This window comes from Haloarchaeobius pelagicus (assembly GCF_051207375.1).
Taxonomy (GTDB): Archaea; Halobacteriota; Halobacteria; order Halobacteriales; family Natrialbaceae; genus Haloarchaeobius.
Map to the genome: position 1 here is coordinate 76464 of NZ_JBPJZD010000001.1, position 21500 is coordinate 97963.

General features: G+C 65.5%; 24 protein-coding genes and 4 tRNA genes. 19 read left to right on the forward strand and 9 right to left on the reverse strand.

Going from position 1 to position 21500, the window contains the following annotated elements; genetic code table 11:
• The first annotated feature begins 1 nt into the window (after position 1).
• The 4 genes from ACSC1S_RS00415 (at position 2) to ACSC1S_RS00430 (ending at position 3291) form a co-directional block, all read left to right on the forward strand.
• A complete protein-coding gene (locus ACSC1S_RS00415) occupies positions 2 to 508 on the forward strand; it encodes a DUF192 domain-containing protein (RefSeq protein ID WP_435362693.1) in 507 nt (168 codons plus the stop codon).
• Between the two features lie 52 nt (positions 509 to 560).
• Entirely contained in the window at positions 561 to 830 is a 270-nt protein-coding gene (locus ACSC1S_RS00420) for a DUF7538 family protein (protein WP_435316859.1), read from the forward strand.
• 93 nt (positions 831 to 923) lie between these two features.
• A complete protein-coding gene (locus ACSC1S_RS00425) occupies positions 924 to 1217 on the forward strand; it encodes a hypothetical protein (protein ID WP_435362694.1) in 294 nt (97 codons plus the stop codon).
• A 139-nt stretch (positions 1218 to 1356) separates the two neighbouring features.
• The gene (locus ACSC1S_RS00430; protein WP_435362695.1) at positions 1357 to 3291 is read left to right on the forward strand and encodes an ABC transporter ATP-binding protein; all 1935 of its coding nucleotides are present in this window, start codon (positions 1357 to 1359) and stop codon (positions 3289 to 3291) included.
• Positions 3292 to 3295: 4 nt separating this feature from the next.
• On the opposite strand, the gene ACSC1S_RS00435 is transcribed toward ACSC1S_RS00430, so the two are convergent.
• Positions 3296 to 3490, reverse strand: coding sequence for a DUF7511 domain-containing protein (locus ACSC1S_RS00435; protein WP_435362696.1), 195 nt, complete (start codon positions 3488 to 3490; stop codon positions 3296 to 3298).
• Positions 3491 to 3642: 152 nt separating this feature from the next.
• On the opposite strand from ACSC1S_RS00435, the gene ACSC1S_RS00440 reads away from it, so the two are divergent.
• From ACSC1S_RS00440 to ACSC1S_RS00450, 3 genes are all read left to right on the forward strand, one after another.
• The gene (locus ACSC1S_RS00440; RefSeq protein WP_435362697.1) at positions 3643 to 4029 is read left to right on the forward strand and encodes a DUF7522 family protein; all 387 of its coding nucleotides are present in this window, start codon (positions 3643 to 3645) and stop codon (positions 4027 to 4029) included.
• 153 nt (positions 4030 to 4182) lie between these two features.
• Positions 4183 to 4374 carry a DUF7501 family protein gene (locus ACSC1S_RS00445; protein ID WP_261649688.1) on the forward strand — a complete coding sequence of 64 codons (192 nt, stop codon included), beginning with the start codon at positions 4183 to 4185 and terminating at the stop codon, positions 4372 to 4374.
• A gap of 132 nt (positions 4375 to 4506) precedes the next feature.
• Positions 4507 to 5223: a creatininase family protein gene (locus ACSC1S_RS00450; protein WP_435362698.1), complete on the forward strand. Its 717-nt coding sequence runs from the start codon at positions 4507 to 4509 to the stop codon at positions 5221 to 5223.
• 23 nt (positions 5224 to 5246) lie between these two features.
• Here ACSC1S_RS00450 and ACSC1S_RS00455 read toward each other — a convergent pair whose 3' ends face one another.
• The 3 genes from ACSC1S_RS00455 to ACSC1S_RS00465 form a co-directional block, all read right to left on the reverse strand.
• Positions 5247 to 5708, reverse strand: coding sequence for a DUF5790 family protein (locus ACSC1S_RS00455; protein ID WP_435316866.1), 462 nt, complete (start codon positions 5706 to 5708; stop codon positions 5247 to 5249).
• 139 nt (positions 5709 to 5847) lie between these two features.
• The gene (locus ACSC1S_RS00460) at positions 5848 to 6198 is read right to left on the reverse strand and encodes a dihydroneopterin aldolase family protein (RefSeq protein WP_435362699.1); all 351 of its coding nucleotides are present in this window, start codon (positions 6196 to 6198) and stop codon (positions 5848 to 5850) included.
• A 56-nt stretch (positions 6199 to 6254) separates the two neighbouring features.
• Positions 6255 to 7244 (reverse strand): WD40/YVTN/BNR-like repeat-containing protein, encoded by a 990-nt coding sequence (locus ACSC1S_RS00465; RefSeq protein WP_435362700.1) that lies wholly within the window; start codon positions 7242 to 7244, stop codon positions 6255 to 6257.
• Between the two features lie 147 nt (positions 7245 to 7391).
• Between ACSC1S_RS00465 and azf the strand changes: the two genes are divergently transcribed.
• Complete coding sequence (gene azf, locus ACSC1S_RS00470; RefSeq protein WP_435362701.1) at positions 7392 to 8147, forward strand: NAD-dependent glucose-6-phosphate dehydrogenase Azf; 756 nt, start codon at positions 7392 to 7394, stop codon at positions 8145 to 8147.
• Here the strand turns inward: azf and ACSC1S_RS00475 are convergent, their stop codons facing one another.
• The gene (locus tag ACSC1S_RS00475) at positions 8148 to 8765 is read right to left on the reverse strand and encodes a DUF309 domain-containing protein (RefSeq protein WP_435364570.1); all 618 of its coding nucleotides are present in this window, start codon (positions 8763 to 8765) and stop codon (positions 8148 to 8150) included.
• Between the two features lie 212 nt (positions 8766 to 8977).
• Here ACSC1S_RS00475 and ACSC1S_RS00480 point away from each other — a divergent pair, with 212 nt between their 5' ends.
• Positions 8978 to 9217 (forward strand): DUF7564 family protein, encoded by a 240-nt coding sequence (locus ACSC1S_RS00480; protein ID WP_435362702.1) that lies wholly within the window; start codon positions 8978 to 8980, stop codon positions 9215 to 9217.
• A 441-nt stretch (positions 9218 to 9658) separates the two neighbouring features.
• Here the strand turns inward: ACSC1S_RS00480 and ACSC1S_RS00485 are convergent.
• A tRNA-Arg gene (locus ACSC1S_RS00485) sits at positions 9659 to 9731 on the reverse strand.
• Positions 9732 to 9887: 156 nt separating this feature from the next.
• On the opposite strand from ACSC1S_RS00485, the gene ACSC1S_RS00490 reads away from it, so the two are divergent.
• The 4 genes from ACSC1S_RS00490 (at position 9888) to ACSC1S_RS00505 (ending at position 13563) form a co-directional block, all read left to right on the forward strand.
• Positions 9888 to 10385, forward strand: coding sequence for a hypothetical protein (locus tag ACSC1S_RS00490; RefSeq protein ID WP_435362703.1), 498 nt, complete (start codon positions 9888 to 9890; stop codon positions 10383 to 10385).
• Between the two features lie 198 nt (positions 10386 to 10583).
• Positions 10584 to 12038: a single-stranded DNA binding protein gene (locus ACSC1S_RS00495; protein WP_435362704.1), complete on the forward strand. Its 1455-nt coding sequence runs from the start codon at positions 10584 to 10586 to the stop codon at positions 12036 to 12038.
• A gap of 78 nt (positions 12039 to 12116) precedes the next feature.
• Positions 12117 to 12548 carry a histone gene (locus ACSC1S_RS00500; protein WP_435362705.1) on the forward strand — a complete coding sequence of 144 codons (432 nt, stop codon included), beginning with the start codon at positions 12117 to 12119 and terminating at the stop codon, positions 12546 to 12548.
• 1 nt (position 12549) lies between these two features.
• Positions 12550 to 13563 (forward strand): histone deacetylase family protein, encoded by a 1014-nt coding sequence (locus ACSC1S_RS00505; protein ID WP_435362706.1) that lies wholly within the window; start codon positions 12550 to 12552, stop codon positions 13561 to 13563.
• Here the strand turns inward: ACSC1S_RS00505 and cca are convergent.
• On the reverse strand, positions 13542 to 14897 hold the full coding sequence (gene cca / locus ACSC1S_RS00510) for a CCA tRNA nucleotidyltransferase (protein ID WP_435362707.1): 1356 nt from the start codon (positions 14895 to 14897) through the stop codon (positions 13542 to 13544). The genes ACSC1S_RS00505 and cca overlap by 22 nt on opposite strands.
• A 142-nt stretch (positions 14898 to 15039) precedes the next feature.
• On the opposite strand from cca, the gene ACSC1S_RS00515 reads away from it, so the two are divergent.
• From ACSC1S_RS00515 to ACSC1S_RS00535, 5 genes are all read left to right on the forward strand, one after another.
• Positions 15040 to 15112 (forward strand) — tRNA-Asn (locus ACSC1S_RS00515).
• Positions 15113 to 15327: 215 nt separating this feature from the next.
• Positions 15328 to 15403: transfer RNA gene (locus ACSC1S_RS00520), tRNA-Ile, on the forward strand.
• 201 nt (positions 15404 to 15604) lie between these two features.
• On the forward strand, positions 15605 to 15844 hold the full coding sequence (locus ACSC1S_RS00525; protein WP_435362708.1) for a hypothetical protein: 240 nt from the start codon (positions 15605 to 15607) through the stop codon (positions 15842 to 15844).
• A 73-nt stretch (positions 15845 to 15917) separates the two neighbouring features.
• Positions 15918 to 17873, forward strand: a complete 1956-nt coding sequence (locus ACSC1S_RS00530) for a response regulator (protein WP_435362709.1) — start codon at positions 15918 to 15920, stop codon at positions 17871 to 17873.
• Positions 17874 to 18001: 128 nt separating this feature from the next.
• A tRNA-Phe gene (locus tag ACSC1S_RS00535) sits at positions 18002 to 18075 on the forward strand.
• Between the two features lie 202 nt (positions 18076 to 18277).
• Here ACSC1S_RS00535 and ACSC1S_RS00540 read toward each other — a convergent pair.
• Positions 18278 to 19177 (reverse strand): MarR family transcriptional regulator, encoded by a 900-nt coding sequence (locus ACSC1S_RS00540; protein ID WP_435362710.1) that lies wholly within the window; start codon positions 19175 to 19177, stop codon positions 18278 to 18280.
• A 302-nt stretch (positions 19178 to 19479) separates the two neighbouring features.
• On the opposite strand from ACSC1S_RS00540, the gene ACSC1S_RS00545 reads away from it, so the two are divergent.
• On the forward strand, positions 19480 to 20574 hold the full coding sequence (locus tag ACSC1S_RS00545; RefSeq protein WP_435362711.1) for an ATP-binding protein: 1095 nt from the start codon (positions 19480 to 19482) through the stop codon (positions 20572 to 20574).
• A 16-nt stretch (positions 20575 to 20590) separates the two neighbouring features.
• On the opposite strand, the gene ACSC1S_RS00550 is transcribed toward ACSC1S_RS00545, so the two are convergent.
• On the reverse strand, positions 20591 to 21454 hold the full coding sequence (locus ACSC1S_RS00550) for a DUF5995 family protein (RefSeq protein WP_435362712.1): 864 nt from the start codon (positions 21452 to 21454) through the stop codon (positions 20591 to 20593).
• Between the last annotated feature and the right edge of the window lie 46 nt (positions 21455 to 21500).

The window sequence follows — 21500 nt, forward strand, 5'->3', positions numbered from 1 at the left end:
TATGAGGAGTGTGGACAGAGAGCGCGCCCTGAACCTCGCCCTGGTGGTCCTGTTCGTCGCACTCGCCGGTGCCCTCGTCTACTACGCCGGCTTCCTCGAGCTGCCCGGCGAGGACCAGTACGACACCGGTACCGCCGTCGTGACCGACGAGAACGGCACGCGACTGGCGACCATCAGCGTCGAGGTCGCCGACACCAGAGAGGAGCAGTACACCGGCCTGAGCAACCACGATTCGCTCGCCGACGGCAACGGGATGTGGTTCGTCTACGACCAGGAACGCCAGATGACGTTCGTCATGCGCCGCATGGACTTCCCCATCGACATCATCTACGTGGGGTCTGATGGCCGCATCACCAGCATCCACCACATGCCCGCGCCGGAGCCGGGCCAGGACGGGAACAACATCAAGGCCCCCGGCCGCGGGCAGTACGTCCTGGAGGTCCCGCGCGGATACACCAACGAGACCGGCATCGATGTCGGTGACCACGTCGAGGTCTCCTACGACTGACCCGGCCTGACGAGACCACAACGCCTACGCAGGACCGGTGAGGAGGTCCGGTATGGCAGACGCAGTCGCGGAACTGGCGCGTCTCGACGGCTGGCAGGCCGACGACTACGCCGCCCGTGTGCATTACGAGGGGGCTGGCGACCGCTACAGCATCGAATATTACGAACCGAGTGAGTGTGTGGTGTACTGGAAGGTGAAAGGCGACGGCCAGACCGCGGTTCCGGTCGGGCGGAACACGGTGCCCGACCCGCTCCGGGCGCGAATCCGCGAGGACCTGACCGAGGCGGGTGTCGACCCCGAGATCGAAGGGCGGCAACTCTGAGGACGACGCTAACGACTCGTTCTCCCCGGTCTTCTGGTGGGTCTCACTGGTAATTGGTTCATACCTATACCCTCCTGCGGGTTCTAGTGTCTCATGGTGATAGGTCTCGAAGACGACGTATTCTGCGCTGAGTGTGGCCGGCTGGTGTTCGACGGCTCGGGGTTCTTTTGTGCCTGCGAGACGGCTGGATTCGAGGGCGAGGCGATGGCGTCCAACGTCGCGGCTGACGGCCTGGCCGCACTTGCGGGCTCGATCTTGCTGCTGAACACGGCCCCGATGGGTACCGAGACGGTCGACGGCGGCGACTACGTGGTCGCCCCCCGGTTCGTCGAGGGGGACGGACAGGTGTTCTGTTCGCCGGAGTGCCAGGTAGATCATTCTCGATAAGTTATTTCATCACAGCCCGATGCCTGCCGTCGAAAACCCGTCGCCGAGTCGGGTCCGTTGACCTGTCGGAAGAGCGAGTGGCGGCAACCGTTTCGATTCGTAACAAGCCTTTTCAATTCGAGACCCTAGCGGGAGAACAATGGAACTTTCAGGGGAAGACGACGACCCGTTCGAGGAACAACGGGAACAGGCGGAGAACGCCATGACACGGTTGTTCCTCGAATACGGGTCCGAGAACAAGTTCGCGTTCACCCTCGGGCTGGTTTCCAGCATCGTTGCCCGACTGCTGGACCTCATCCCGACGGTCATGTTGACACTGGCAATCGACTCCATCTTCCGCGACGACCAGGCGTTCACGCTCCTGTTCGTCCCCGATGCGTGGCTGCCACCGAACGAGACCGGACAACTCTGGCTCTCTGCGGGACTCATCGCCTTCGGCTTCTTCGGCGGGGCCGCGTTCCACTGGATGCGCAACTGGGGGTGGAACTCCTTCGCCCAGCACATCCAGCACGACATCCGGACGGACACCTACGACAAGATGCAACGACTGAACATGGACTTCTTCGCCGACAAGCAGACCGGCGAGATGATGTCCATCCTCTCGAACGACGTGAACCGCCTGGAGCGGTTCCTCAACGAGGGAATGAACTCGACCTTCCGGCTCTCGGTGATGGTCCTCGGCATCGCCGGTATCCTCTTCTTCTGGAACTGGCAACTCGCCATCGTCACCGTCGGCGTGGTCCCCCTCATCGCGCTGTTCACGTACAAGTTCGTCCAGACCATCCAGCCGAAGTACGCCGACGTGCGCTCGTCGGTCGGGAAGCTGAACTCGCGCCTGGAGAACAACCTCGGCGGCGTCCAGGTCATCAAGACCTCGAACACCGAGGACTACGAGTCCGACCGCGTCGACGACGTGTCCTACGACTACTTCGACGCGAACTGGGACGCCATCGACACCCGCATCAAGTTCTTCCCGGGCCTGCGCGTGCTCGCGGGCGTCGGCTACATGATCACCTTCCTCATCGGGGGCCTGTGGGTGTTCGCCAGCGCGAACGGGAACCCCGCGCCGGGGCCGTTCACCGGTACCCTCTCCGTCGGGGAGTTCACCGGATTCATCCTGCTCTCCCAGCAGTTCATCTGGCCGATGGCCCAGTTCGGGATGATCATCAACATGTACCAGCGGGCGCGTGCCTCCGCCGAGCGCATCTTCGGGCTGATGGACGAGCCCTCGCGCATCGAGGAGGACCCCGACGCCGAGGACCTGGTCGTCGAGGACGGCGACGTGGTGTACGACGAGGTGACCTTCGGCTACGACGAGGAGGAGACCATCATCGATGAGGTCTCCTTCGAGGTCGACGGCGGCGAGACGCTCGCGCTCGTCGGGCCGACCGGGGCCGGGAAGTCGACGGTCCTCAAACTCCTGCTCCGGATGTACGACGTGAACGATGGCTCCATCTCCATCGACGGGCAGGACCTCCGCGACGTGACCATCCAGAGCCTGCGCAAGCACATCGGCTACGTCTCCCAGGATACGTTCCTGTTCTACGGAACGGTCGAGGAGAACATCACCTACGGGACGTTCGGTGCCTCCCGCGAGGAGGTCGTCGAGGCGGCGCGGATGGCCGAGGCTCACGACTTCATCCAGAACCTTCCCGACGGCTACGACACCGAGGTGGGCGAGCGTGGGGTCAAGCTCTCGGGTGGGCAGCGCCAGCGGCTCTCCATCGCCCGGGCTATCCTGAAAGACCCCGAGATACTGGTGCTCGACGAGGCGACGTCCGACGTGGACACGGAGACGGAGATGCTCATCCAGCGCTCCATCGACGAGCTCGCGGCGGACCGGACGACGTTCGCCATCGCGCACCGGCTCTCGACCATCAAGGACGCGGACACCATCCTCGTCCTCGAAGACGGGCGCATCAAGGAGCGTGGCACCCACGAGGAACTGCTCGGCAACGACGACCTCTACGCCCACCTCTGGGGTGTGCAGGCCGGCGAGATCGACGAACTCCCACAGGAGTTCATCCAGCGCGCCCAGGAGCGCCAGGCCCGGACCGAGGTCAACGACGACTGACCGATTACCGCCAGGCCGCCAGGTCGACGACGCTGTCTGCGTCGGCGGTCAACCACGTGGTCGACACGTCGGCCTCGGCCACCTCGAGTGGGAAGAACGTCACCTCGACGCCGCGGTCCGTCGGCTCCGCGACGGCAGCCAGAGCGTCCTCGTCGCTTCTCTCGGCTTCGTCCCCCTGTCTCGCATCGACGTCGTGCATGGATTCTCCCGGCATGTCTCTTACCTGTCGTCCAGAAAGGACGACCTGTCAGATAGTTCGTCGAGATAGTATAAAAACTCGCAGTCCTGCTCTCGACGGCTGAGAATCGGGCAGGCGTAGATTCAAATCCTGACACTGCTAATTAATACGAAATGCTACAAGAGCGTGGCTCGGAGCTGGCGGACTACTGCGAACGGCGGGCCGGGGAGTACCTCCGTGGGACGTTGGTGTACGACGACGACGGGTTCGAGCTGGTCCGTGTGCGCGACGACCTCGATTACCTGTTCGGTGCGGACGTCGTCGGCACGCTCGTGGGCCATCTCCGGCATCTGCACAGGCTGGAGGACGAGCGACCAGCGATTCCCGGGTTAGGCGAGTTCGAGTCCGGGGTGTACGCCTTCGCGGAGAGCATCGTGATCCACTTCGCGCTCGACGACGGACAGGGCGTCGTCGTCGCCCTCGACCCCGAGGCCGGGAGCCAGTTGATGGGCTTCGTTCGCGAATGCCGGCAGGTGTTGCAGTCGATATCGAACGCGTAGACGGACGCGAGGGCCAGCACTCGCCGTTCGACTCCTGTCTGGTGGTTTGTCTTAATCGTGCGAAATTATACAATGGTATATAATCACTTAGTAATCATCCTAATATCTGTAGACATAGATTCATATGTCTCTATTCCAGACTTCTACGTGAACATGTCCAGCGCCCCTGACACCTCGACACCAACGTGGAGCAACCCGAACGTCTGCCCGTTCTGCGGGACCGAACTCGCCGACCCCGGCGCAGGCTTCGTCGACCACCTCACCGACAGTAACGACTGTAAGGATGGGTTCGAGATGTGGCGCGGCAACATCGCCGACGACATCGCTGGCGGCTGGTCCGGGTAATCCCGATTCGGTCGACGGCGGTTCGCTTCTGTACTTCTCTCCTGCAGCTCTCCACCACACGTCCAGCCATCGGCTCGGTCGGCTGGGCCAGCGAACGGTGCCCTGAATAGCCGGCCGGCCGTGGCCCGAGGTATGCACCTCACCGAGGCGACCTGGACGGACGTCCGCGCCGTGGACACAGACGTGGCCATCCTCCCGGTCGGCAGTACCGAACAGCACGGCCCGCACGCCCCGCTGGGAACCGACGCCCTGAGTGCCGCGGAGATCGCCGCACGCGCCGAAGAACGAGCCGACGAGGAGCTCGTCGTCGCACCCGTCGTCAGCGTCGGTGTCGCCGAGGAACACCGCCACTTCGACGGGACGCTGTGGGTCTCCGAGGACACCTTCCGGGCGTACGTCCGCGAGACCATCGAGAGCCTCGCCCACCACGGGTTCGAGCGCATCGCGGTCGTGAACGGCCACGGCGGCAACGCGGCCGCAGTACGAGAGCTCTGTGCCCGGGTGACCCGCGACGGGACGGCCTACGCGGTGCCCTACACGTGGTTCGACACGGTCGACAGCGAGCTGCTGGCGAACCTCGGCCACGGTGGTCCCATCGAGACGAGCGTCGTGCAGGCCATCGACGCCTCGCTCGTCCACGAGGACCGCTTCGAGGAGGCCGCAGCCGGCGCTGGTGAGCGCTTCGGTGAGTGGGTATCGGGCGTGAACATCGCCTACGACTTCGCCGAGTTCGCCGAAAGTGGAAACGTCAAGGACCCGAGCGACGCCAGCGCCGAGCACGGCGAGGCGGTGCTCGACGACGCGGTGGCGAAGCTACTCGAACTGCTGGACGCGATAGCTGACCGCTAGCGAATTGGGGGAGACCGGGCAACTCAGTCGTCGGCCGCCGCTTCTTCGGCTTCTGCCTCGTCGGCGTCGTCGGCCTCGTCCTCCGCGTCGTCCGCGGCGTGGGCGTCCTCCAGCGTGCTCCGGAGGCCGGGGATGGTGGAGGTGAGGGCACCGACCTGCTCGCCGGCGTCGCCGATGTCCTCGATGACGGTCTCGATCTGTTCGATCTCGGCTTCGAGGTCGTCCGAATCCTCGAAGGCGTCGGCGCGCTGGCCCATCATGAACCACTTCTTGGCGTCTCGGAGGTGGTCCTCCGCGTCGCCGGTGTCGAGTGCGGACCGCAACCCGTTCAACACGCCGAGGACGTTGTCAGCGCTGGTCTCCCACACGTCGTCCGCGTCGGGCAGTTCGGCCCAGGCCTTCTCCAGGGAGGCCTCGACGTCCTCGCGCATCTCCGATGCCGCCTCGCCGAACAGCTCGTCGTCGTTCAGGGTCGATTGACTCATACCGGACCATTCGGTGCCCGATGGGTTAAATACCTGCCTCAAAGTGAAAGTGAAATCGGTTGCGACGGGGGCTGGCAGCACGAAATAGCACAGAGAAACCGAAACCAACTGTGTCCCCATCGAACCGATACGTTCCCGGTCAGTCGTCAGCGACCGAGTCCACCCGCATCATCGGGTAGTCGCCCTCCATCGACATGCTGGTCTCGACCGTCGTGCCCTCGTACTCGATGGTCATCTCGACGTCGGCGAACCGGCCGGTGAACTCGGTGTACGCCGCGCTCTGGCCGGCGAGTTCGTCCGCGATGCGGTCGGTCCGCATGGTCACTCGGACGTCGGCGCAGTGGGGCTGGTTCTCGATGGCCTCCTCCATGGCTCGCCCGAGGCTCTCGGCGCTTTCTGGGCTGACGGGTGTGCCCGCGAACTGGTGGTACAGCGTCCCGAACTTGATGCCCGCTTCGAAGCAGGCGGTCTCTCTGTCGGTCGGGTCCATGCTCGACGTGTCGGCGGCGGGGTGGAAGTCGGTTCGGGTTCTGTCGTGCGAGCGTCTCAGGAGAGCGGTGCGACGTCGACCGTCCGGATGGTCGGGAGGTGGGGGCCGAGTTCGGTCCAGGTCGCTCCCCGGTCCGTGCTCACGACGAACCGGGCCTCCCGGCCGTAGTGGGTCGCGTGGAAGATGGTTCCGAGGTCGGTGGGATGGGTCGAGAGGAGGTTACAGCCGACGACAGAAGCCGGTGGGACCGCGCCGACGCTCGTCCAGGTCCGCCCACCGTCCTCGCTGGTCCAGAGCCCGGCCCTGTCGGTGTCCGGGTCCGGAATCGCATCGACGTACAGGCGGCCGTCGGGTCCCTGGACGAGTTCTTTCACGTACATGCCGTCGAACCGGCCGATGCGATGCCACGCTATCGTGTCCTCGCTCCAGAGCAACCCGCCGGTCGAGTCGTCCGCCGTCCCCGCGGTGACGATGACCCGGTCGTCGACCAGCACGGTATCGTGGGCGTCGACCCCGGGCAGCGCGTCTTGCCACGTCTCGCCGCCGTCGTGAGAGAACACGACCGCGCCGTGTTCGACGGCCGCGACCAGCGTTTCGCCGGCGACCGTGATACCGTGAACGTGCCCGGCCGCGAACGGGTCGTGTCCGAACGACCACGTCTCGCGTGAGGGGAGGGCTGCGAAGTCGCCTACTCGCTCGAAGCCGTCGTCCTCGCCCGGGCGACCGTGGAACAGCCCTGGCGGTTCGGTCCCGACGTACACCGCGTCCGGGTCGCCAGGGTCCCGGGTGACGCCCCACACCCACTCGTCTGCGAACCCGACGGTTCGGGCGCGGTCCCCGGCGTCGGTCACCCGGTGCAGGCCCCACCCGCGGAGCCCACAGCCGACCGCGGCGACGCTCGCGTCGTCGGGGTGGACCGAGACCTCGCGGACCGTCTCACCCGCAAGTGACCGACCGACGCGATCAGCCTGCCCGTCTGCGATATCGAAGGTGAACAGTCCGTCGTCGGTCCCGATGTAGACGCGGCATGGCCCGAGTGACTCCATATGCTACTCATTACCATGCGATTCTGATGTACGGCTGGCTTTGGTCGTCAGGGGGCCCTGGCTCCAGTTCCGAAACGGACAACAACGCGAAAGCGGTGCACGCGGAATCGCATCCTACTTACCACCCCCGACCCATTCACCAACCGAATGGACGACACCGTTCTGCTCACCGGTGCAGGCGGCCGTGTCGGCAGCGCGATACTGGCCGACCTCGCGGCGGAGTACGACTGGCGACTGCTCGACCGTGACCCGCCGACCGACGAGTCGGCGTATCCCGGTGAGTTCGTCGTCGCGGACGTGAACGACGAGGAAGCCATCCGCGACGCGATGGACGGCGTCGACGCCGTCATCCACCTGGCGGGCGACCCGCGCCCGGACGCGCCGTGGAAGTCCGTCCTCGAGAACAACATCGACGGCACCCACACCGTGATGAAGGCCGCTGTCGAATCGGGAGTCGAGAAGTTCGTCTTCGCCTCCTCGAACCACGCCGTCGGCGCGTACGAGACCGAGGAACGGACTCCCGACATGTACCGCGCCCACGACGAGTTCCGCCTCGACGGCACGGAACTCCCCCGACCGAAGAACGTCTACGGCGTCTCGAAGGCCACCGGTGAGACACTCGGGCGCTACTTCCACGACATGCACGACCTCTCGGTCGTCAACGTCCGCATCGGCAACCTCACCAAGGGCCACCCGCCGAAGGACTACGAGCGCGGGCAGGCGATGTGGCTCTCCTACCGGGACTGTGCGCACCTCTTCGACTGCTGTATCCAGGCCGACTACGGCTACGAGATCGTCTACGGTATCTCCGACAACGACCGGAAGTACTACTCCATCGACCGCGCCCGCGAGGTGCTGGGGTACGACCCGCAGGACAACTCCGCCGAGTTCGCGGACGACTGATTACCCGAACAGCCCGTCGACGTCCGATTCTTTGCTTTCTCGCTTCGAGACGTGTCCCTCCAGTCGCTGGTAGACCAGTCCCCGGTTCTCTGAGTCGGCGACGAAGTCCCGGAGGAGGCTCTCGAAGCGCCCGCCTTCGACACCGTCGGCGCGGTCTTCCTCGGCGAACCGGATTGCACTCGCCAGCACGTCCTCGTCGTAGGGTCCGTCCTCGGCATAGACCCGCGCCGCCACCGCGATGGCCGGGAGGTCGAGCTGCGCGAACCGGACGACTGTCCCCTCGTGGGTCAGTTTCGGTCGGGACCGACGCTCGACGACTTCCGGGTCGGCCGCGATCGCGGCGAGGATGCGACGCACCCGCGGTACGTCGATGCCCCGGTAGTCGTCGGGGAGGCCGGTGAGGTAGTCACCCGCCGAGTCCGCGAGGCCGACACACCCCTCCCAGTTCCGGTTCCAGGCGTGGTGGAACGCGGCCGTGAACTGGATGAGCCCGTGGAGCAGTCGCTCGTCCTCGCTCCCCTCGGGCAGCTCGAGCCAGAGGGCCTCCCAGGCGTCGTGGGCGTCGTGGAGGTCGCCCGCGTTGTAGATGGCCAGCCCGGCACGCAGATGCTCCCGCATGCCTGCCATTCGGACACGAGCTCCCAAAAGACTGACTACTCGTCGTGGCTGTTGAGTCGCGGACCACCGAGTTCCGCCAGGGAAAGGTTCTAACACTGGCAATACCAGGTTTCCGTCACCCTTACCTTTCTTGCTACCTTACTGATAGACACAAGAGAACACACGACACAGAGATACCAGCGTGTAAACTCTCTTCCCGGAGGACACAAACGATGGAGCACAGGCGAACGTGTGTCGCGTGCGGAACGCGATTCCATATGACCGGCAAGTACCACGGCAACTACTGCAGCGAATGCCACCACGAATGGCTCGACATCCAGCGCGAGCGCCCCTCGGACCCGCTTTCGGTTCCGAAACCGCGGCACCACTGGGGGTCCCGGCCGAGTCGGCCGGTGTGGGAGCCGCCCGAGCAGACAGAAGCCGAGGTCGACGACGACGAGACCGAGGAGTGAGCTGCCGGCCAGGTCCAGTCGGTCGCATAGAGAACGCTCTGGTGACGTGGCTGCCGTTTTTGGGTGACGAAACCGTGCCCGGTGCCGGTCGGCGCGGTTCTTCTGGCGGAGCGAATTGCTGGTAGAGCGTGTTCTGCTCGCTGGTTCAAATCTCCGCTCGTCCGTTCGCCGAACGCGTACCGCTCGCTTCGCTCGCGGTGTAGCGTTCGGCAGAAACGTCCTGACGGAGTCCTACGCGAGCGTAGGGCAAGTCAGGTCGTGAATAACGCGGGAGCGGGGGTCCCACGAACAACCGGCGACACGGTCGCCGGTGATGAAATGAACGTCCTGGCGGAGATTTGAACTCACTCGCAGCAAAGCTGCTCGCTGCTCAAATCTCCGCTCGTCCGTTCGCCGAACGCGTACCGCTCGCTTCGCTCGCGGTGTAGCGTTCGGCAGAAACGTCCTGACGGAGATTTGAACTCCGGTCCCTGGCTCCGCAAGCCAAGAGGATAGTCCACTACCCTATCAGGACTCAATTACACGTACCGGGGAGAAGGATAAGAGGGTTACGATGTGTTCGTCCTCCGACCCCTGCGGACACGCCACACGATTCGCCGGAGGGAACCAAGCTGAAAACGGATTTTCACCGTCCGAAAGGGCTTTGAAATAAGCGGTTCTCTCTCCCTCTATGAAGCGACGTGCGTTGTTGAAGCGGACGGCAGCCCTCGCTGCGACAGGGGCACTCGCCGGCTGTGTCGGCGGCGATAGCCTCGGCGGTGTCGACGAGGAGACCGAGACGAAGACAGACACGCCGACGGCCACCCCGACGGCAGAACCCACCCCGAAACTGGAGTCACAGTCCATCGAGACCACGGACACCGGCTGTGGCTCCGAGGGGAATGCGAGCGTGAACTTCGGGGATGCGGCCGTCGACGTGACGGGGTCGGTCGTCGCGTCCACGCCGTGCCACGTCGCCGTGTTGCAGGACGCGACGTTCGACACGGAGTCGAAGACGCTCACCGTCACCGTCGGCGTGGAGTCCGACGGGTCCGATGCGTGCATGGAGTGTATCGGTGTCGTCGAGTACGCCGCGACCCTCGGATTCGCCGATGGGCTCCCCGAGACGGTCGAGGTCGTCCACGCGAGCCAGGGGAAGACGACGACCGTCACCACGACGTCGCGCTGACGGGGCCAGCACGCTGTCGCCCTCGCGGTTGCGTGGTTCCCGGTGACCTGCACGCCCGTCCGAGACTTCTTGTAGCAGGGGGCGGCAAACGGCGGTGATGCACACGCACGACCCACCGGCGGAATCGGCAGACGAGAGCGGGGCCTCCCGGCAAGGACAACGCTTAAGCGCGCCCCTTCCCTGCGAATTGATACGATTATGGGCGCGATAGAGGACGTCTACGAAGACCTCGACGCCGAGGAAGTCACACTGGAGGAGTTCCGCGAGGCGGTCGAGGCCAAGGTCGAACAGATGGGGGGCCTCGCCGACGACGAGACGGCGGCGATGCTCATCGCCCACGAACTGGAGGACAAGGAGGTCAACGGCATCTCGGACATCAGTCCGGGGATGCAGGAGGTGAAGTTCATCGCCAAGGTGACCGCCATCGGCGAGACCCGCACCTTCGAGCGCGACGGCGAGGACCCCGACGGCAAGGTCGCGAACGTCGAGGTCGCCGACGAGAGCGGCTCGGTCCGGCTCTCGTTCTGGGACGAGCAGGCCGACGCCGCCGAGAACGAACTCGAAGTCGGGCAGGTCCTGCGAATCAAGGGCCGCCCGAAGGAGGGCTACAACGGCATCGAGGTCAGCGTCGACGAGGTCGAGGTCGACGACGACGCCGAGGTCGACGTGGAGATCCTCGACGCCTACCGCATCGAGGACCTCTCGCTCGGACTCTCCGACGTGAACCTCAAGGGACGCATTCTCGACACCGAGTCCATCCGCACCTTCGACCGTGACGACGGCTCGGAGGGCAAGGTCGCCAACATGGTGCTCGGTGACCCGACCGGTCGCATCCGCGTCACCATGTGGGACGGCCAGGCCGACACCGTCGAGGCGGTCGAGGCTGGCATGACTGTCGAGGTGGTCGACGGGTACGTTCGCGAGCGCGACGGCCAGCTCGAACTCCACGTCGGCGAGCGCGGGGCTATCGAGGAACTCGACGAGGACATCACCTACGAGCCCGAGAGCACGCCCATCGCCGAACTGGAGCTCGAGGAGACCGTCGACATCTCCGGTGTCATCCGCTCGGCGGACCCGAAGCGCACCTTCGACCGCGACGACGGTTCCGAGGGCCAGGTCCGCAACGTCCGCGTGCAGGACGACACCGGGGACATCCGGGTCGCCCTGTGGGGCGACAAGGCGGACTACGACCTCGGGCCGGGCGACCGTGCCGCCTTCGCCGACGTCGAGATACAGGAGGGCTGGCAGGACGACCTCGAAGCGTCCGCTGGCTGGCGGTCGAGCGTGACGGTCCTCGACGACGCCGCCGACACGTCCAGCAGCGCGAGCGCGGACGCGGGCGGCGACGGCGAGGCCGACCAGGCGACCGGGCTCGGCGCGTTCAGCGGTGACGAGGGCGCGAGCGAGAGCGGTTCGAGCGACGGTCGCACCGAAACCGAGACTGCGAGCGCGTCAGGCGGCGCGACCGCGTCCCTGCAGGAGGAGGCTGTCGAGTTCACCGGGACCGTCGTGCAGGCGGGGAGCCCGGTCATCCTCGACAACGGTGAGGAGACGATGAGCGTCGAGACCGACGCCGACGTCCATCTCGGGCAGGAAGTGACCGCCCGCGGGTCGGTCTCGGATGGCGTCCTCGACGCGGACGACGTGTTCTGAGCGGGCCTTTCGACCTAACGCCGGCGATGAACGCGCCTACGGAAAACTACAAAGGGCCAGGATGATTCGTTTTCGCGTATGAGCGTTGAGCTACCGTTCGCCCCGGTGGACTCCATCATCCGACGGAACGCAGGCGACCTCCGGGTCAGTGCAGACGCGGCCGAGGAGCTCGCCCGCCGGATTCAAGAACACGGCGCTATCCTCGCCGAGGACGCGGCCGAGGTCGCTACGGCGGACGGTCGAAAGACGCTGATGGCGGCGGACTTCGGGGTGGAAGCGGACATCGACAAGGACGAACTCGAACTACCGGTCGCCCCGGTCGACCGCATCGCGCGCCTCAACATCGACGACTCCTACCGGGTCTCGATGGACGCGCGCGTCGCCCTCGCGGACATCCTGGAGGACTACGCGGACAACGTCGCGGCCGCAGCGGCCAAACTCGCACGGCACGCCGACCGACGCACCATCAAGGGGGAGGACATCCAGACCTACTTCTCCCTGTTCGAATGAGATGAGATTCGGTTACAGCCCTCGCTGTCTCGACCACGACACCGGCCCGCGCCACCCGGAGACACCGGACCGCGTCCGGGCCATCCGCGAGGGACTCAAACGAAAGCACGGCGTCGAGTACGTCGACGCCGACCCGGCCACGATGGACGAGATAACCGCGGTCCACGAGACCGACTACATCGAGGAACTCAAGGAGTTCTGTGCGAACGGCGGCGGCGACTGGGACCCCGACACCACCGCCGTCGAGGAGTCCTGGGACGCGATCTGCAAGAGCGCCGGCCTCTCGCAGTGGGCCGCCGAGAGCGCCCTCGACGGCGAACAGGGCCGTGACACGCCCTTCGCCATCGGTCGCCCACCAGGGCACCACGCGGTGTACGACGACGCGATGGGCTTTTGCTTTGTCAACAACGTCGCGGTCGCCGCGAAGTACGCACTCGAGGAGCGCGACCTCGATGGCGTCGCGATCGTGGACTGGGACGTCCACCACGGCAACGGCACGCAGGACATCTTCTACGACGACGGCGACGTGTTCTTCTCGTCCATCCACGAGGACGGCCTCTATCCCGGCACCGGCGACCACGACGAGACCGGCGAGGGCGACGGCGAGGGCGCGACGATGAACGTCTCGCTCCCGGCCGGCGCGGGCACCGCCGACTACGAGGCGGTGTTCGAGCGCTGTCTCGAACCGGCCATCGAGCGGTTCGACCCGGACCTGCTGCTGGTGAGTGCTGGCTTCGACGCCCACCGTCACGACCCCATCTCCCGGATGCGCGTCTCGACCGAAGGTTACGCCCTGTTCACCGACCGGCTCCGCAGCCTGTGCGACCGCGTCGACATGCCGATCGCGTTCGTGCTCGAAGGTGGCTACGGCCTCGACGTGCTCGCCGACGGTGTCGCCATCGTCCACGAGACGTTCGACGGTCGCCAGCCCATCGACCCCGACGAGGACGTCTCAGACGACGTTCTGGCCTGTATCGACGAGGTCCGCGAGATTCACGGCCTGGGCGAGAAGTAGCCCGCGAGTTCGACGCCGAACTCCTCGGCGAGCGCTTCGATCTCCGTCCCGACCAGCACCTCGTATTCGTCCTGGAGCGCCGACGCCACGTGCGCGCCGAGTGCCACGTCGAACAGCCGGTCGGAGTCCACCAGTTCCCGCGGGGTGCGGACCTCGCGCTCGCGTTCGACCACGTAGCGTTCGTCCTCGATGAACGGCCCGTAGGCGTCCGACTCGGCGTACTTCTCGTAGAACCCGGTCGCGTGCTGGCGGACGTGTACCGGCGGCCCCTGGTGGCGTTCGATTGCCGGGCGCTCGGCCACGCCACATTCGACGAGCAGGACGGCCGTGTCGTCCGCGAACGTCTTCCACCGGAGCGGGTCGAACCCGCGGCGTTCCAGTTCGTTCGCGACGCCCGTCAGCGAGCGCCGGAGCTGCGGCCAGAGCTGGTCATCGACCAGGTCCGGCGCGTCGAACCGGATGGCCACCGGCGTGGTCCCACGGTCCTCGACCTGGGCGCGAATCGCGTCTGCGTCCAGCGGTGCCAGTTCGTCGGGGAAGAACCGGTCGACGGTCGGCTCGGCGAGGAACGCCCGCGCGTGGTGTTGCAGGCGTGCGAAGTTCTCCGCGGAGAGGACTGCCGCGACGTTGCGCTCCGGGTCGGTCGGGTCGATGACGACCAGCGGGTCGTCGAACTCCCGGGCTGCGTGGTCCTCGGGGTCGAAGACGACGGGCGGCTCCCAGTCGGCAGCGGCCTCGACGAACGGCCGGAACCCGCCGCACTCGTAGATGAGCAGTTCGGTCAGGTAGCCCGAGAAGCCCTGCGTGCGGAGGTTGCTCCCGTAGACCCCGATACCCTTCAGGAACTGCTTCGCCACGCGGACGTCCGCCGCCAGTTCGTCGGTCAGGTGCTCGCGAAGGTACTCGTTGTGAAACGGCGTTCGGTCGACCGCGGACTGGATGGCCGGGGCCTCGGGCACCCGGAAACAGGGGACGAGGTCGATGTCGAACCCCTCGTACTCGCCCTTGATGTACGGATGCTCGGCGTACTCCTCGTGCCCGTCGGGCAGCACCGCGTGCCCGACTTTCAGTCCATAGTCCTCCAGCGTCTCCCGGTCGAGGTCGGCCGGGAACCGAACGAACACGTCGATGTCGCGGTCCCCAGAAATCCACGTCCCGCGCGCGGTCGACCCGACCTGCATCACGTCCGCCTCGGGACTGTACGCCGCGACCGCTTCCTCGGCCCGTTCGATGATTTCGGTGGCGGTCTCGCGCAGCTTCGCCCGCTCTGCCGGTGATGGGTCCACCCGCTCGCGAACCGCCGAGACCGCGTCCTCGAACGCGTCGTCGCTCATGTTCGTCGGGTACAGGACCGCCCGGTAAACGCGTATCGATGGCCTGGCTCACCCGCCAGCACGTCACGAGATACCGTGATACACCGCCGCGGTAAAGCGAAAGTCTCTTTATATTCGCCCGGACTATCTGCAAGTGCAGCAAGCCGTCATAGCTCAGTTGGTAGAGCACCACGCTGTTAACGTGGTGGTCCCAGGTTCGAGCCCTGGTGACGGCGTCAAATCGCTTCGCGATTTTCCGGCCCGCCGGACGCAGTCCGGCGACTTGCGAAAGACGCATAGCGTCTTTCGCGCCCACGAGAACGTGGAGCGTTCTCGGGACGGCGCTTCTTCGAAACTCAGATTCGAGCGAGCGTCTGCTGTCTTCTATCGGTCCCCAGCAAGCAGTCGGTTCGTAATGTTGATACGGAACGGGGGTGAATCCGTACCTGTCGGGCCCTTAGCTTAGTCTGGTTCAAAGCCCCCGGCTCATAACCGGGTGATCGCTGGTTCGAATCCGGCAGGGCCCATCGATTCTGCGAGTCGCAGTAGCGGCGAGCGGATCGTAGATATCTGCGGATTCGAAGCAGGGAGCGTCAGCGACCGAGGTACGAATCCGACAGGGCCCATGATTTCCTGCGACCGTCAGAGACGGACGGTAGCATCTGTCCCCTCGAAGCACCGGCTCCACCCGTGGGCACCGCTTTCCCCGTCGGGCACCTATTGTGACCATGTCACGACACGAGGCGACGTTCGACATCAGCGACAAGACCGACGCCCAGGCGGTTCAGACACTCATGGAACAGGCGTACAACGCGTTCCGCGAGGAGTTACAGCTGCACAACCGGTCCGATAGCGTGCCGAACGAGGTCCTTCGTGAGTTCAGGGAGATTCGCGACGCGACGAAGCGCACGGTCCCGGGTACGCTGACGATCGTCTACGAGCAGCGTGACGAACCGTTCGACGACTGACCCCTCCCGGCCATCGGTAGGGCTGGGTCGTACCCCATCGGATTAAAGTACGGGACTCACGAGGTTGTAGTCGATGACTGGGCCGATTCGAGTGCTCCACGTCGACGACGAACCGGCGTTTCTGGACCTCACGGCGAAGTTCCTCGAACGGGAACTGTCAGGTGTTGAAGTCCGGTCGGTTCGATCGGCATCGGCGGCGCTCGAGTACATCGATAGCTTCCGGCCCGACTGCGTGGTCAGCGATTACCGGATGCCGGACGCGCATGGACTGGACCTGCTCGAGTCTGTTCGCGAGTACGACCCGTCGATCCCGTTCGTGTTGTTCACCGGGCGGGGGTCGGAGCAGGTCGCGAGCGATGCCATCTCCGCGGGGGTGACCGACTACCTCCAGAAGGGGAGCGGCACCGAACAGTTCGAGCTGCTCGCGAACCGGATCGAGAAGGCCGCGGAGGCGTACCGGACGCGGGCCGCGTTCGAGGAGACCGAGCGGATGGTCTCGACGCTCATCAGCAACCTGCCGGGCATGGTGTACCGGTGCCTGAACGAGCCGATGTGGCCGATGGAGTTCGTCAGCGAAGGGTGTCTCGACCTGACGGGCTACCATCCGGAACAACTGGAGGGGAAAGACATCCTGTGGGGTGAGGACATCATCCTCGATGTCGACCAGGAGGAGATATGGGAGGAGGTGCAGCGTGCCCTCGACACAGCGGAACCGTTCGAGGTGACGTATCGCATCCGACGGCGCGACGGCGAGGTTCGGTGGCTGTGGGAGCAGGGTCGTGGCGTGTACCGCGATGGTGATCTCGTCGCGCTCGAGGGGTTCATCACCGACGTCACGGACCGGACGCAGTACAGACAACGGCTGGACAGCGTTACGCAGACCGCGGGCCGGCTCCTGGAGACGGGAGACCGTCACGAGTGTGCCTGGGTCGCAGTCGAGGCGGCCTGTGACTCGCTCGGGTTCCCCATCGCGTCGGTTCGGTTGTACGACGAGGCGACGGCGTCCCTCGAGCCGGTGGCATTCACGGACGATACGGCAGAGACACTGGACGACAGGCTCGCGTTCCCCGGCGAGAACGGGCCGGCGTGGCAGGCTTTCACCACCGGCGAGGTGCAGTCCGTCTCTGATGTGTCCGAGACGGAGACGAAGGTCGAGGCGGCGGTCGACGTGCGGTCGCTGCTCGCGTTGCCGCTGGGCGAGTTCGGTGTGCTCGTCCTCGCGTCACCGGAGCCCGGTGCCTTCGACGATGACGACCGGAACCTCGCCCGGATCCTGAGCGCGACCTTGCAGTCGGCCGTGGAGCGGGCGGACCGGGAGAGTGCACTTCGCGAGCGCGAGAGTGAGTTACGATCGCAGAACGAGCGACTGGAAGAGTTCACCAACATCGTCAGCCACGACCTTCGAAACCCGGTCGGTGTCGCACGCGGCCAGCTCCGGCTGGCCGAAGAGACCGGCGACGCCGCGCACTTCGACCGGGCCAGCGAGGCGCTCGAACGCGTCGAATCGCTCGTCTCGGACATGCTGACGCTCGCCAGGCAGGGCATCGTCGTCGGCGACACCGAGGCCGTCCACCTCGACGTGGTGGTCCACCGGGCGTGGAAGGCGGTCGAGCGCGACGACGCCGACCTGGTGATGGAGTCGAACCTGGGACTCGTCGCCGACACGAGTCGCCTCCAGCAGCTCCTGGAGAACTTACTCTCGAACGCCGTCGAGCACGGCTCGACGAGCCACCAGCGGGCCGAGGGGATGGACAGGCAGGATACCGCCGACGGGACGGTTACCGTCAGGGTCGGGCGGCTGGCAGATCGCGACGGGTTCTACGTCGCCGACGACGGCCCCGGCATTCCTGCCACCGAGCACGACACGATCTTCGACCCCGGCTACAGCACGGACGACGGCGGCACCGGGTTCGGGCTCGCCATCGTCTCCCAGGTCGCGCGCGCACACGACTGGTCCATCGGACTCACCGAGAGCGACGACGGTGGTGCCCGGTTCGAGTTCACCGAGGTCGAGCTCGCCGAGAAGTAAGGCCACACCGGCCGACGTTTCGATTCCGCGTCCGCGCGCTGACCCGCCGACGGCAGTGTGGTACCCCACACCTCGGTCGCGTCACATCGAAATCCTTTTTTGTATCATCGGCGGAGTGTAGGATGCGCGCCGCCTTAGCTCAGACTGGGAGAGCACTCGACTGAAGATCGAGCTGTCCCCGGTTCAAATCCGGGAGGCGGCACTTCTCTGAATCCGACCGCCGAGCGCAGCGAGCGCGGCGGATTCTGTACGTGAGACCCGAGCGGATTCTGAACCAGCGAGCGAACGCAGTGAGCGAGTGAGGTTCACACTCCGGGAGGCGGCATCACGATTCTACGCGGATACGATTCGCAGAGCGTCTGCACACCCATAGAAAAGCGGCACCGACGCCGTGTGTACCCACGTTACTCCAGTAGTCCCTTGATGACCTGCAGTTCCTCGTCCTTCGAGATGGTCTCGGCGTCCATGCAGGCGTGGATGACCTTGTGGACGAGCGCCGGGTCTTCGAACACCGAGTGGCTGTTCGTCTCGGTCTGTCCGCGGGCTGCTTCGAGGTCTGCGAGTCGTGCTTCGATCCGCTCCAGGGCGGATTCGACGTCGGTCGTCGCGTCGGCGACCGTCGCTTCCTCGTCGGTCGCGTGCGATTCGGTCTGGTTCGTCTCGGTGGTGGTGGACTCGCCGGTCATGGGTACAGCAGTGGATGGTCGTTCGTCGAAGACGGCGTCGACGAACGACTCGCGTTCGCTCCAGTCGAACCCCTCGATGCTGTTCACGCGGTTGCTCACGGTCGCGCCCGTCACGTCCAGTCGGTCGCCGATCTCCTGTTGTGTCGCCGTTGGCTGGGCTGCGACCGCGGTCAGCACCTCTCGTTGTTTCGCGGAGAGCTCATCGAGCGATGGCTCGGTTTCGGAGGGGGTGGCGTTCTCCGGGCTGTTTGCATCGTTCGTCTCCTTCCCGGAGTCGTTCACCTCGGTCGCGTCGACCGTCGGGGACTGTTCGTCGGGGTCGTTGGTCTCGGTTTCGTTGGTCTCCATCGCCTTGTCGTCGTCGGTGTCCCCGTGCGCACTCGGCTGGTCGTCGGCTGCTGTCGTGGCGGCAGGCTCGGTCGGGGTGTCGTCCTCAGCAGCCGGGTCACCGTACTCCTCGAAGACGTGTTCGACGAGGTCGGCCGTCGCGCTCGGCACCAGCGACGCCAGTTCCTCGATGGATGCGTCGGGGTTCTCCTCGGCGACGTCGAGGATCTGTCTGTGGCGGATGGACTTCGGGAATGAAACGCCGTCGTTTTCCGTTCTCGCTCCTGTCATGTTCTCGTGGTTGTTCCAGGCCCGCGAAGGGTTTCCTGACGGGTGATGGTAGCTTTGGTGTTCCTTGTTTTGATGTTTTTGGCCGTCGGCCCTACACGTACTCCATTCAGGAAACATACATTATCTTTCAGGCACGTGTCGACGTGGTCGATTCCCGACACGGCCGACCACGGTGAGTGGTGCCGGCCTGTGGTGGCGTCCGTCGAATCCGTGCGTGTCGGTCGGCGGGTGTGACGAGGCCCTTTCCGCGGTGCCAATACGTTTATCATCGTCTATGCACGACAAATGTCGAAGGACTACCGATGGATGTCGACGATAGACACGAAAAACGAGGAGTACGCGAAGATGCGTACACTCTTTCTTCGGGCCGTGGAACCGTTCGATTTCGGCATCTGCTGGAGCACATCCAGGATGCGGTCGTCGAGTTCGAGCTGGTCGGCGGGGAGCCGATCGTGCGGGGGTTCAACGCGTCGTTCGTCGAGACGTTCGGGTACGACGAGGAGGCGGTGTTGGGAGGGTCCCTCAACGACCTCATCGTTCCGTCCTGGCTCACAGAGGAGGCGACGGAACTCGACGGGCGGACCGACGCAGGGATGGTGAACTACCGGGTCGTCCGTCGGCAGACTGCAGACAGCCTCCGCGAGTTCCTCTACCGGGGGATTCCATCGGCGGACGACGACCCCTTCGGGTTCGCCATCTACACCGACCTGACGGACACGAGGCGAAAGGAGCGGCGTCTCGAAGTGCTGAACCGGTTGCTCAGACACAATCTCCGCAACCAGGTGAACGTCATCGCCGGGTACGTGGAGTTGCTGGAGGAACAGCACGAGAACCAGCACACGATGGAGCTGCTGGCGTGTCTGGCCGAGGCGGCGGAGAACCTGAACGGGCTCACACAGGAGGCGGGCGCGATCGACCGGGCGCTGAGTGAACCGCTGCCCGAGGAACCCCGTGTCGACTGCGTTGCGATGCTCGAACGACTGGTCGACCGCTCCCGGGAGGAGTTCCCCCACGCGGTGATCCGCACCCAGACACCGTCGGGTGTGCACGTCGCGGCGACGGAGCGACTCGAAGCGGTGCTGGCCCAGCTGGTCGAGAACGCCATCCTGCACAACCCGGCTGCCGAGCCGCGGGTGTGGCTCGAAGTGCACCGGGTCGCGGGCGGTGACTGGGTCGACGTGGTCGTCGCGGACGACGGGCCGAAGATACCGGTGATGGAACACGAGACGGTGACGGGGGACTCACCGATCACGGCGACGAGTCACGGGGCGGGGCTGGGGCTGTGGCTGGTTCGGTGGACCGTCCAGCGGTTCGGTGGTGTCCTCTCGTTCGGAACCAGCGATGCGGGCGGGAACCGCGTGCAGCTTCGCTTGCGGCGTGCAGACGGCGGGTCGTAGCTCGACCGCGGTGGGCTCAGTCGTCGGTCGTCCCTGTCTCGAACTCCCGGAGGGAACCGTGGACGCGCGAACTGGTGTTCGGGCTCAACAGGAGGTAGGCCGCCCCGGTCGCGGTGACACGGGTGATCCAGCGGGCGAGGCGACGGCGGGCGCTCCAGCGGGACTCGAGCGCGACCGCGTTCCGCCAGGCGCTGTCGCGGCCTTCGCGGATGGTGCGGATAGAGAGGTACTCGTCGACGCGCCCGAGGGAGTCGTCGATGGCCGAGATACCGGGGGCGTCGTAGTCCGCTGCGAGGGTGTCCTGTGACTCGTCGACCAGGCACCGGAGGATCTCGTTGACCGTGCAGTGGTCGGCGTACTTGCGGCGGCGGTCGGGGGAGACACCGGCTTCGTGCAGGGCGAACGCGAGGTCGTAGTTGATGTGGGCGTTGATGCCGAGCATGGCGTCTTGCACGACGAGACAGTCCCCGCGGTCGGCAGCCTCGAAGGCGAGTTGCCACGGGTCGGAGAGTGCGGCGAGGTTACCGGTCTCGTAGTCGTACAGTGCCTGGCGGTAGAGGTTGGCGAACGCGACGAGGTAGCGGGCGACCCAGTCGCCGTCTTCGAACTCGTCACGTTCGATGCCGGCACCGACCAGTTCGGTCACCCGGCTGTATATCGAGAGGAAGACCGCCCGTCGGTCGTCGCGCTCGCGGAACAGTGCCTCGAGCGCGAGGAGGCGCTGGTGGGCGTCGGCGACGGAGGTGAAGGGGAGACTGACGAGGGCTACGATTTCGGCGTCGCCGACGTGCTGGGTGTCGGTCGTGGGTCGTGACTGCCGGACGCCCTCGAGGCCACTCCGCACGCGATGTCGACTCGTTCCGGTCCCCGCTTCCCTCATTTGAACGGAGTATGTCGCGTACTGAGATAACTATTCCCTCGCTCTG

Excerpts from the sequence above, each read along its gene's own strand:
- ACSC1S_RS00415 (WP_435362693.1), top strand. The coding sequence starts at position 2 with ATGAGGAGTGTGGACAGAGAGCGCGCCCTGAACCTCGCCCTGGTGGTC.
- ACSC1S_RS00420 (WP_435316859.1), top strand. The coding sequence starts at position 561 with ATGGCAGACGCAGTCGCGGAACTGGCGCGTCTCGACGGCTGGCAGGCC.
- ACSC1S_RS00425 (WP_435362694.1), top strand. The coding sequence starts at position 924 with ATGGTGATAGGTCTCGAAGACGACGTATTCTGCGCTGAGTGTGGCCGG.
- ACSC1S_RS00430 (WP_435362695.1), top strand. The coding sequence starts at position 1,357 with ATGGAACTTTCAGGGGAAGACGACGACCCGTTCGAGGAACAACGGGAA.
- ACSC1S_RS00435 (WP_435362696.1), bottom strand. The coding sequence starts at position 3,490 with ATGCACGACGTCGATGCGAGACAGGGGGACGAAGCCGAGAGAAGCGAC.
- ACSC1S_RS00440 (WP_435362697.1), top strand. The coding sequence starts at position 3,643 with ATGCTACAAGAGCGTGGCTCGGAGCTGGCGGACTACTGCGAACGGCGG.
- ACSC1S_RS00445 (WP_261649688.1), top strand. The coding sequence starts at position 4,183 with ATGTCCAGCGCCCCTGACACCTCGACACCAACGTGGAGCAACCCGAAC.
- ACSC1S_RS00450 (WP_435362698.1), top strand. The coding sequence starts at position 4,507 with ATGCACCTCACCGAGGCGACCTGGACGGACGTCCGCGCCGTGGACACA.
- ACSC1S_RS00455 (WP_435316866.1), bottom strand. The coding sequence starts at position 5,708 with ATGAGTCAATCGACCCTGAACGACGACGAGCTGTTCGGCGAGGCGGCA.
- ACSC1S_RS00460 (WP_435362699.1), bottom strand. The coding sequence starts at position 6,198 with ATGGACCCGACCGACAGAGAGACCGCCTGCTTCGAAGCGGGCATCAAG.
- ACSC1S_RS00465 (WP_435362700.1), bottom strand. The coding sequence starts at position 7,244 with ATGGAGTCACTCGGGCCATGCCGCGTCTACATCGGGACCGACGACGGA.
- azf (WP_435362701.1), top strand. The coding sequence starts at position 7,392 with ATGGACGACACCGTTCTGCTCACCGGTGCAGGCGGCCGTGTCGGCAGC.
- ACSC1S_RS00475 (WP_435364570.1), bottom strand. The coding sequence starts at position 8,765 with ATGCGGGAGCATCTGCGTGCCGGGCTGGCCATCTACAACGCGGGCGAC.
- ACSC1S_RS00480 (WP_435362702.1), top strand. The coding sequence starts at position 8,978 with ATGGAGCACAGGCGAACGTGTGTCGCGTGCGGAACGCGATTCCATATG.
- ACSC1S_RS00490 (WP_435362703.1), top strand. The coding sequence starts at position 9,888 with ATGAAGCGACGTGCGTTGTTGAAGCGGACGGCAGCCCTCGCTGCGACA.
- ACSC1S_RS00495 (WP_435362704.1), top strand. The coding sequence starts at position 10,584 with ATGGGCGCGATAGAGGACGTCTACGAAGACCTCGACGCCGAGGAAGTC.
- ACSC1S_RS00500 (WP_435362705.1), top strand. The coding sequence starts at position 12,117 with ATGAGCGTTGAGCTACCGTTCGCCCCGGTGGACTCCATCATCCGACGG.
- ACSC1S_RS00505 (WP_435362706.1), top strand. The coding sequence starts at position 12,550 with ATGAGATTCGGTTACAGCCCTCGCTGTCTCGACCACGACACCGGCCCG.
- cca (WP_435362707.1), bottom strand. The coding sequence starts at position 14,897 with ATGAGCGACGACGCGTTCGAGGACGCGGTCTCGGCGGTTCGCGAGCGG.
- ACSC1S_RS00525 (WP_435362708.1), top strand. The coding sequence starts at position 15,605 with ATGTCACGACACGAGGCGACGTTCGACATCAGCGACAAGACCGACGCC.
- ACSC1S_RS00530 (WP_435362709.1), top strand. The coding sequence starts at position 15,918 with ATGACTGGGCCGATTCGAGTGCTCCACGTCGACGACGAACCGGCGTTT.
- ACSC1S_RS00540 (WP_435362710.1), bottom strand. The coding sequence starts at position 19,177 with ATGACAGGAGCGAGAACGGAAAACGACGGCGTTTCATTCCCGAAGTCC.
- ACSC1S_RS00545 (WP_435362711.1), top strand. The coding sequence starts at position 19,480 with ATGGATGTCGACGATAGACACGAAAAACGAGGAGTACGCGAAGATGCG.
- ACSC1S_RS00550 (WP_435362712.1), bottom strand. The coding sequence starts at position 21,454 with ATGAGGGAAGCGGGGACCGGAACGAGTCGACATCGCGTGCGGAGTGGC.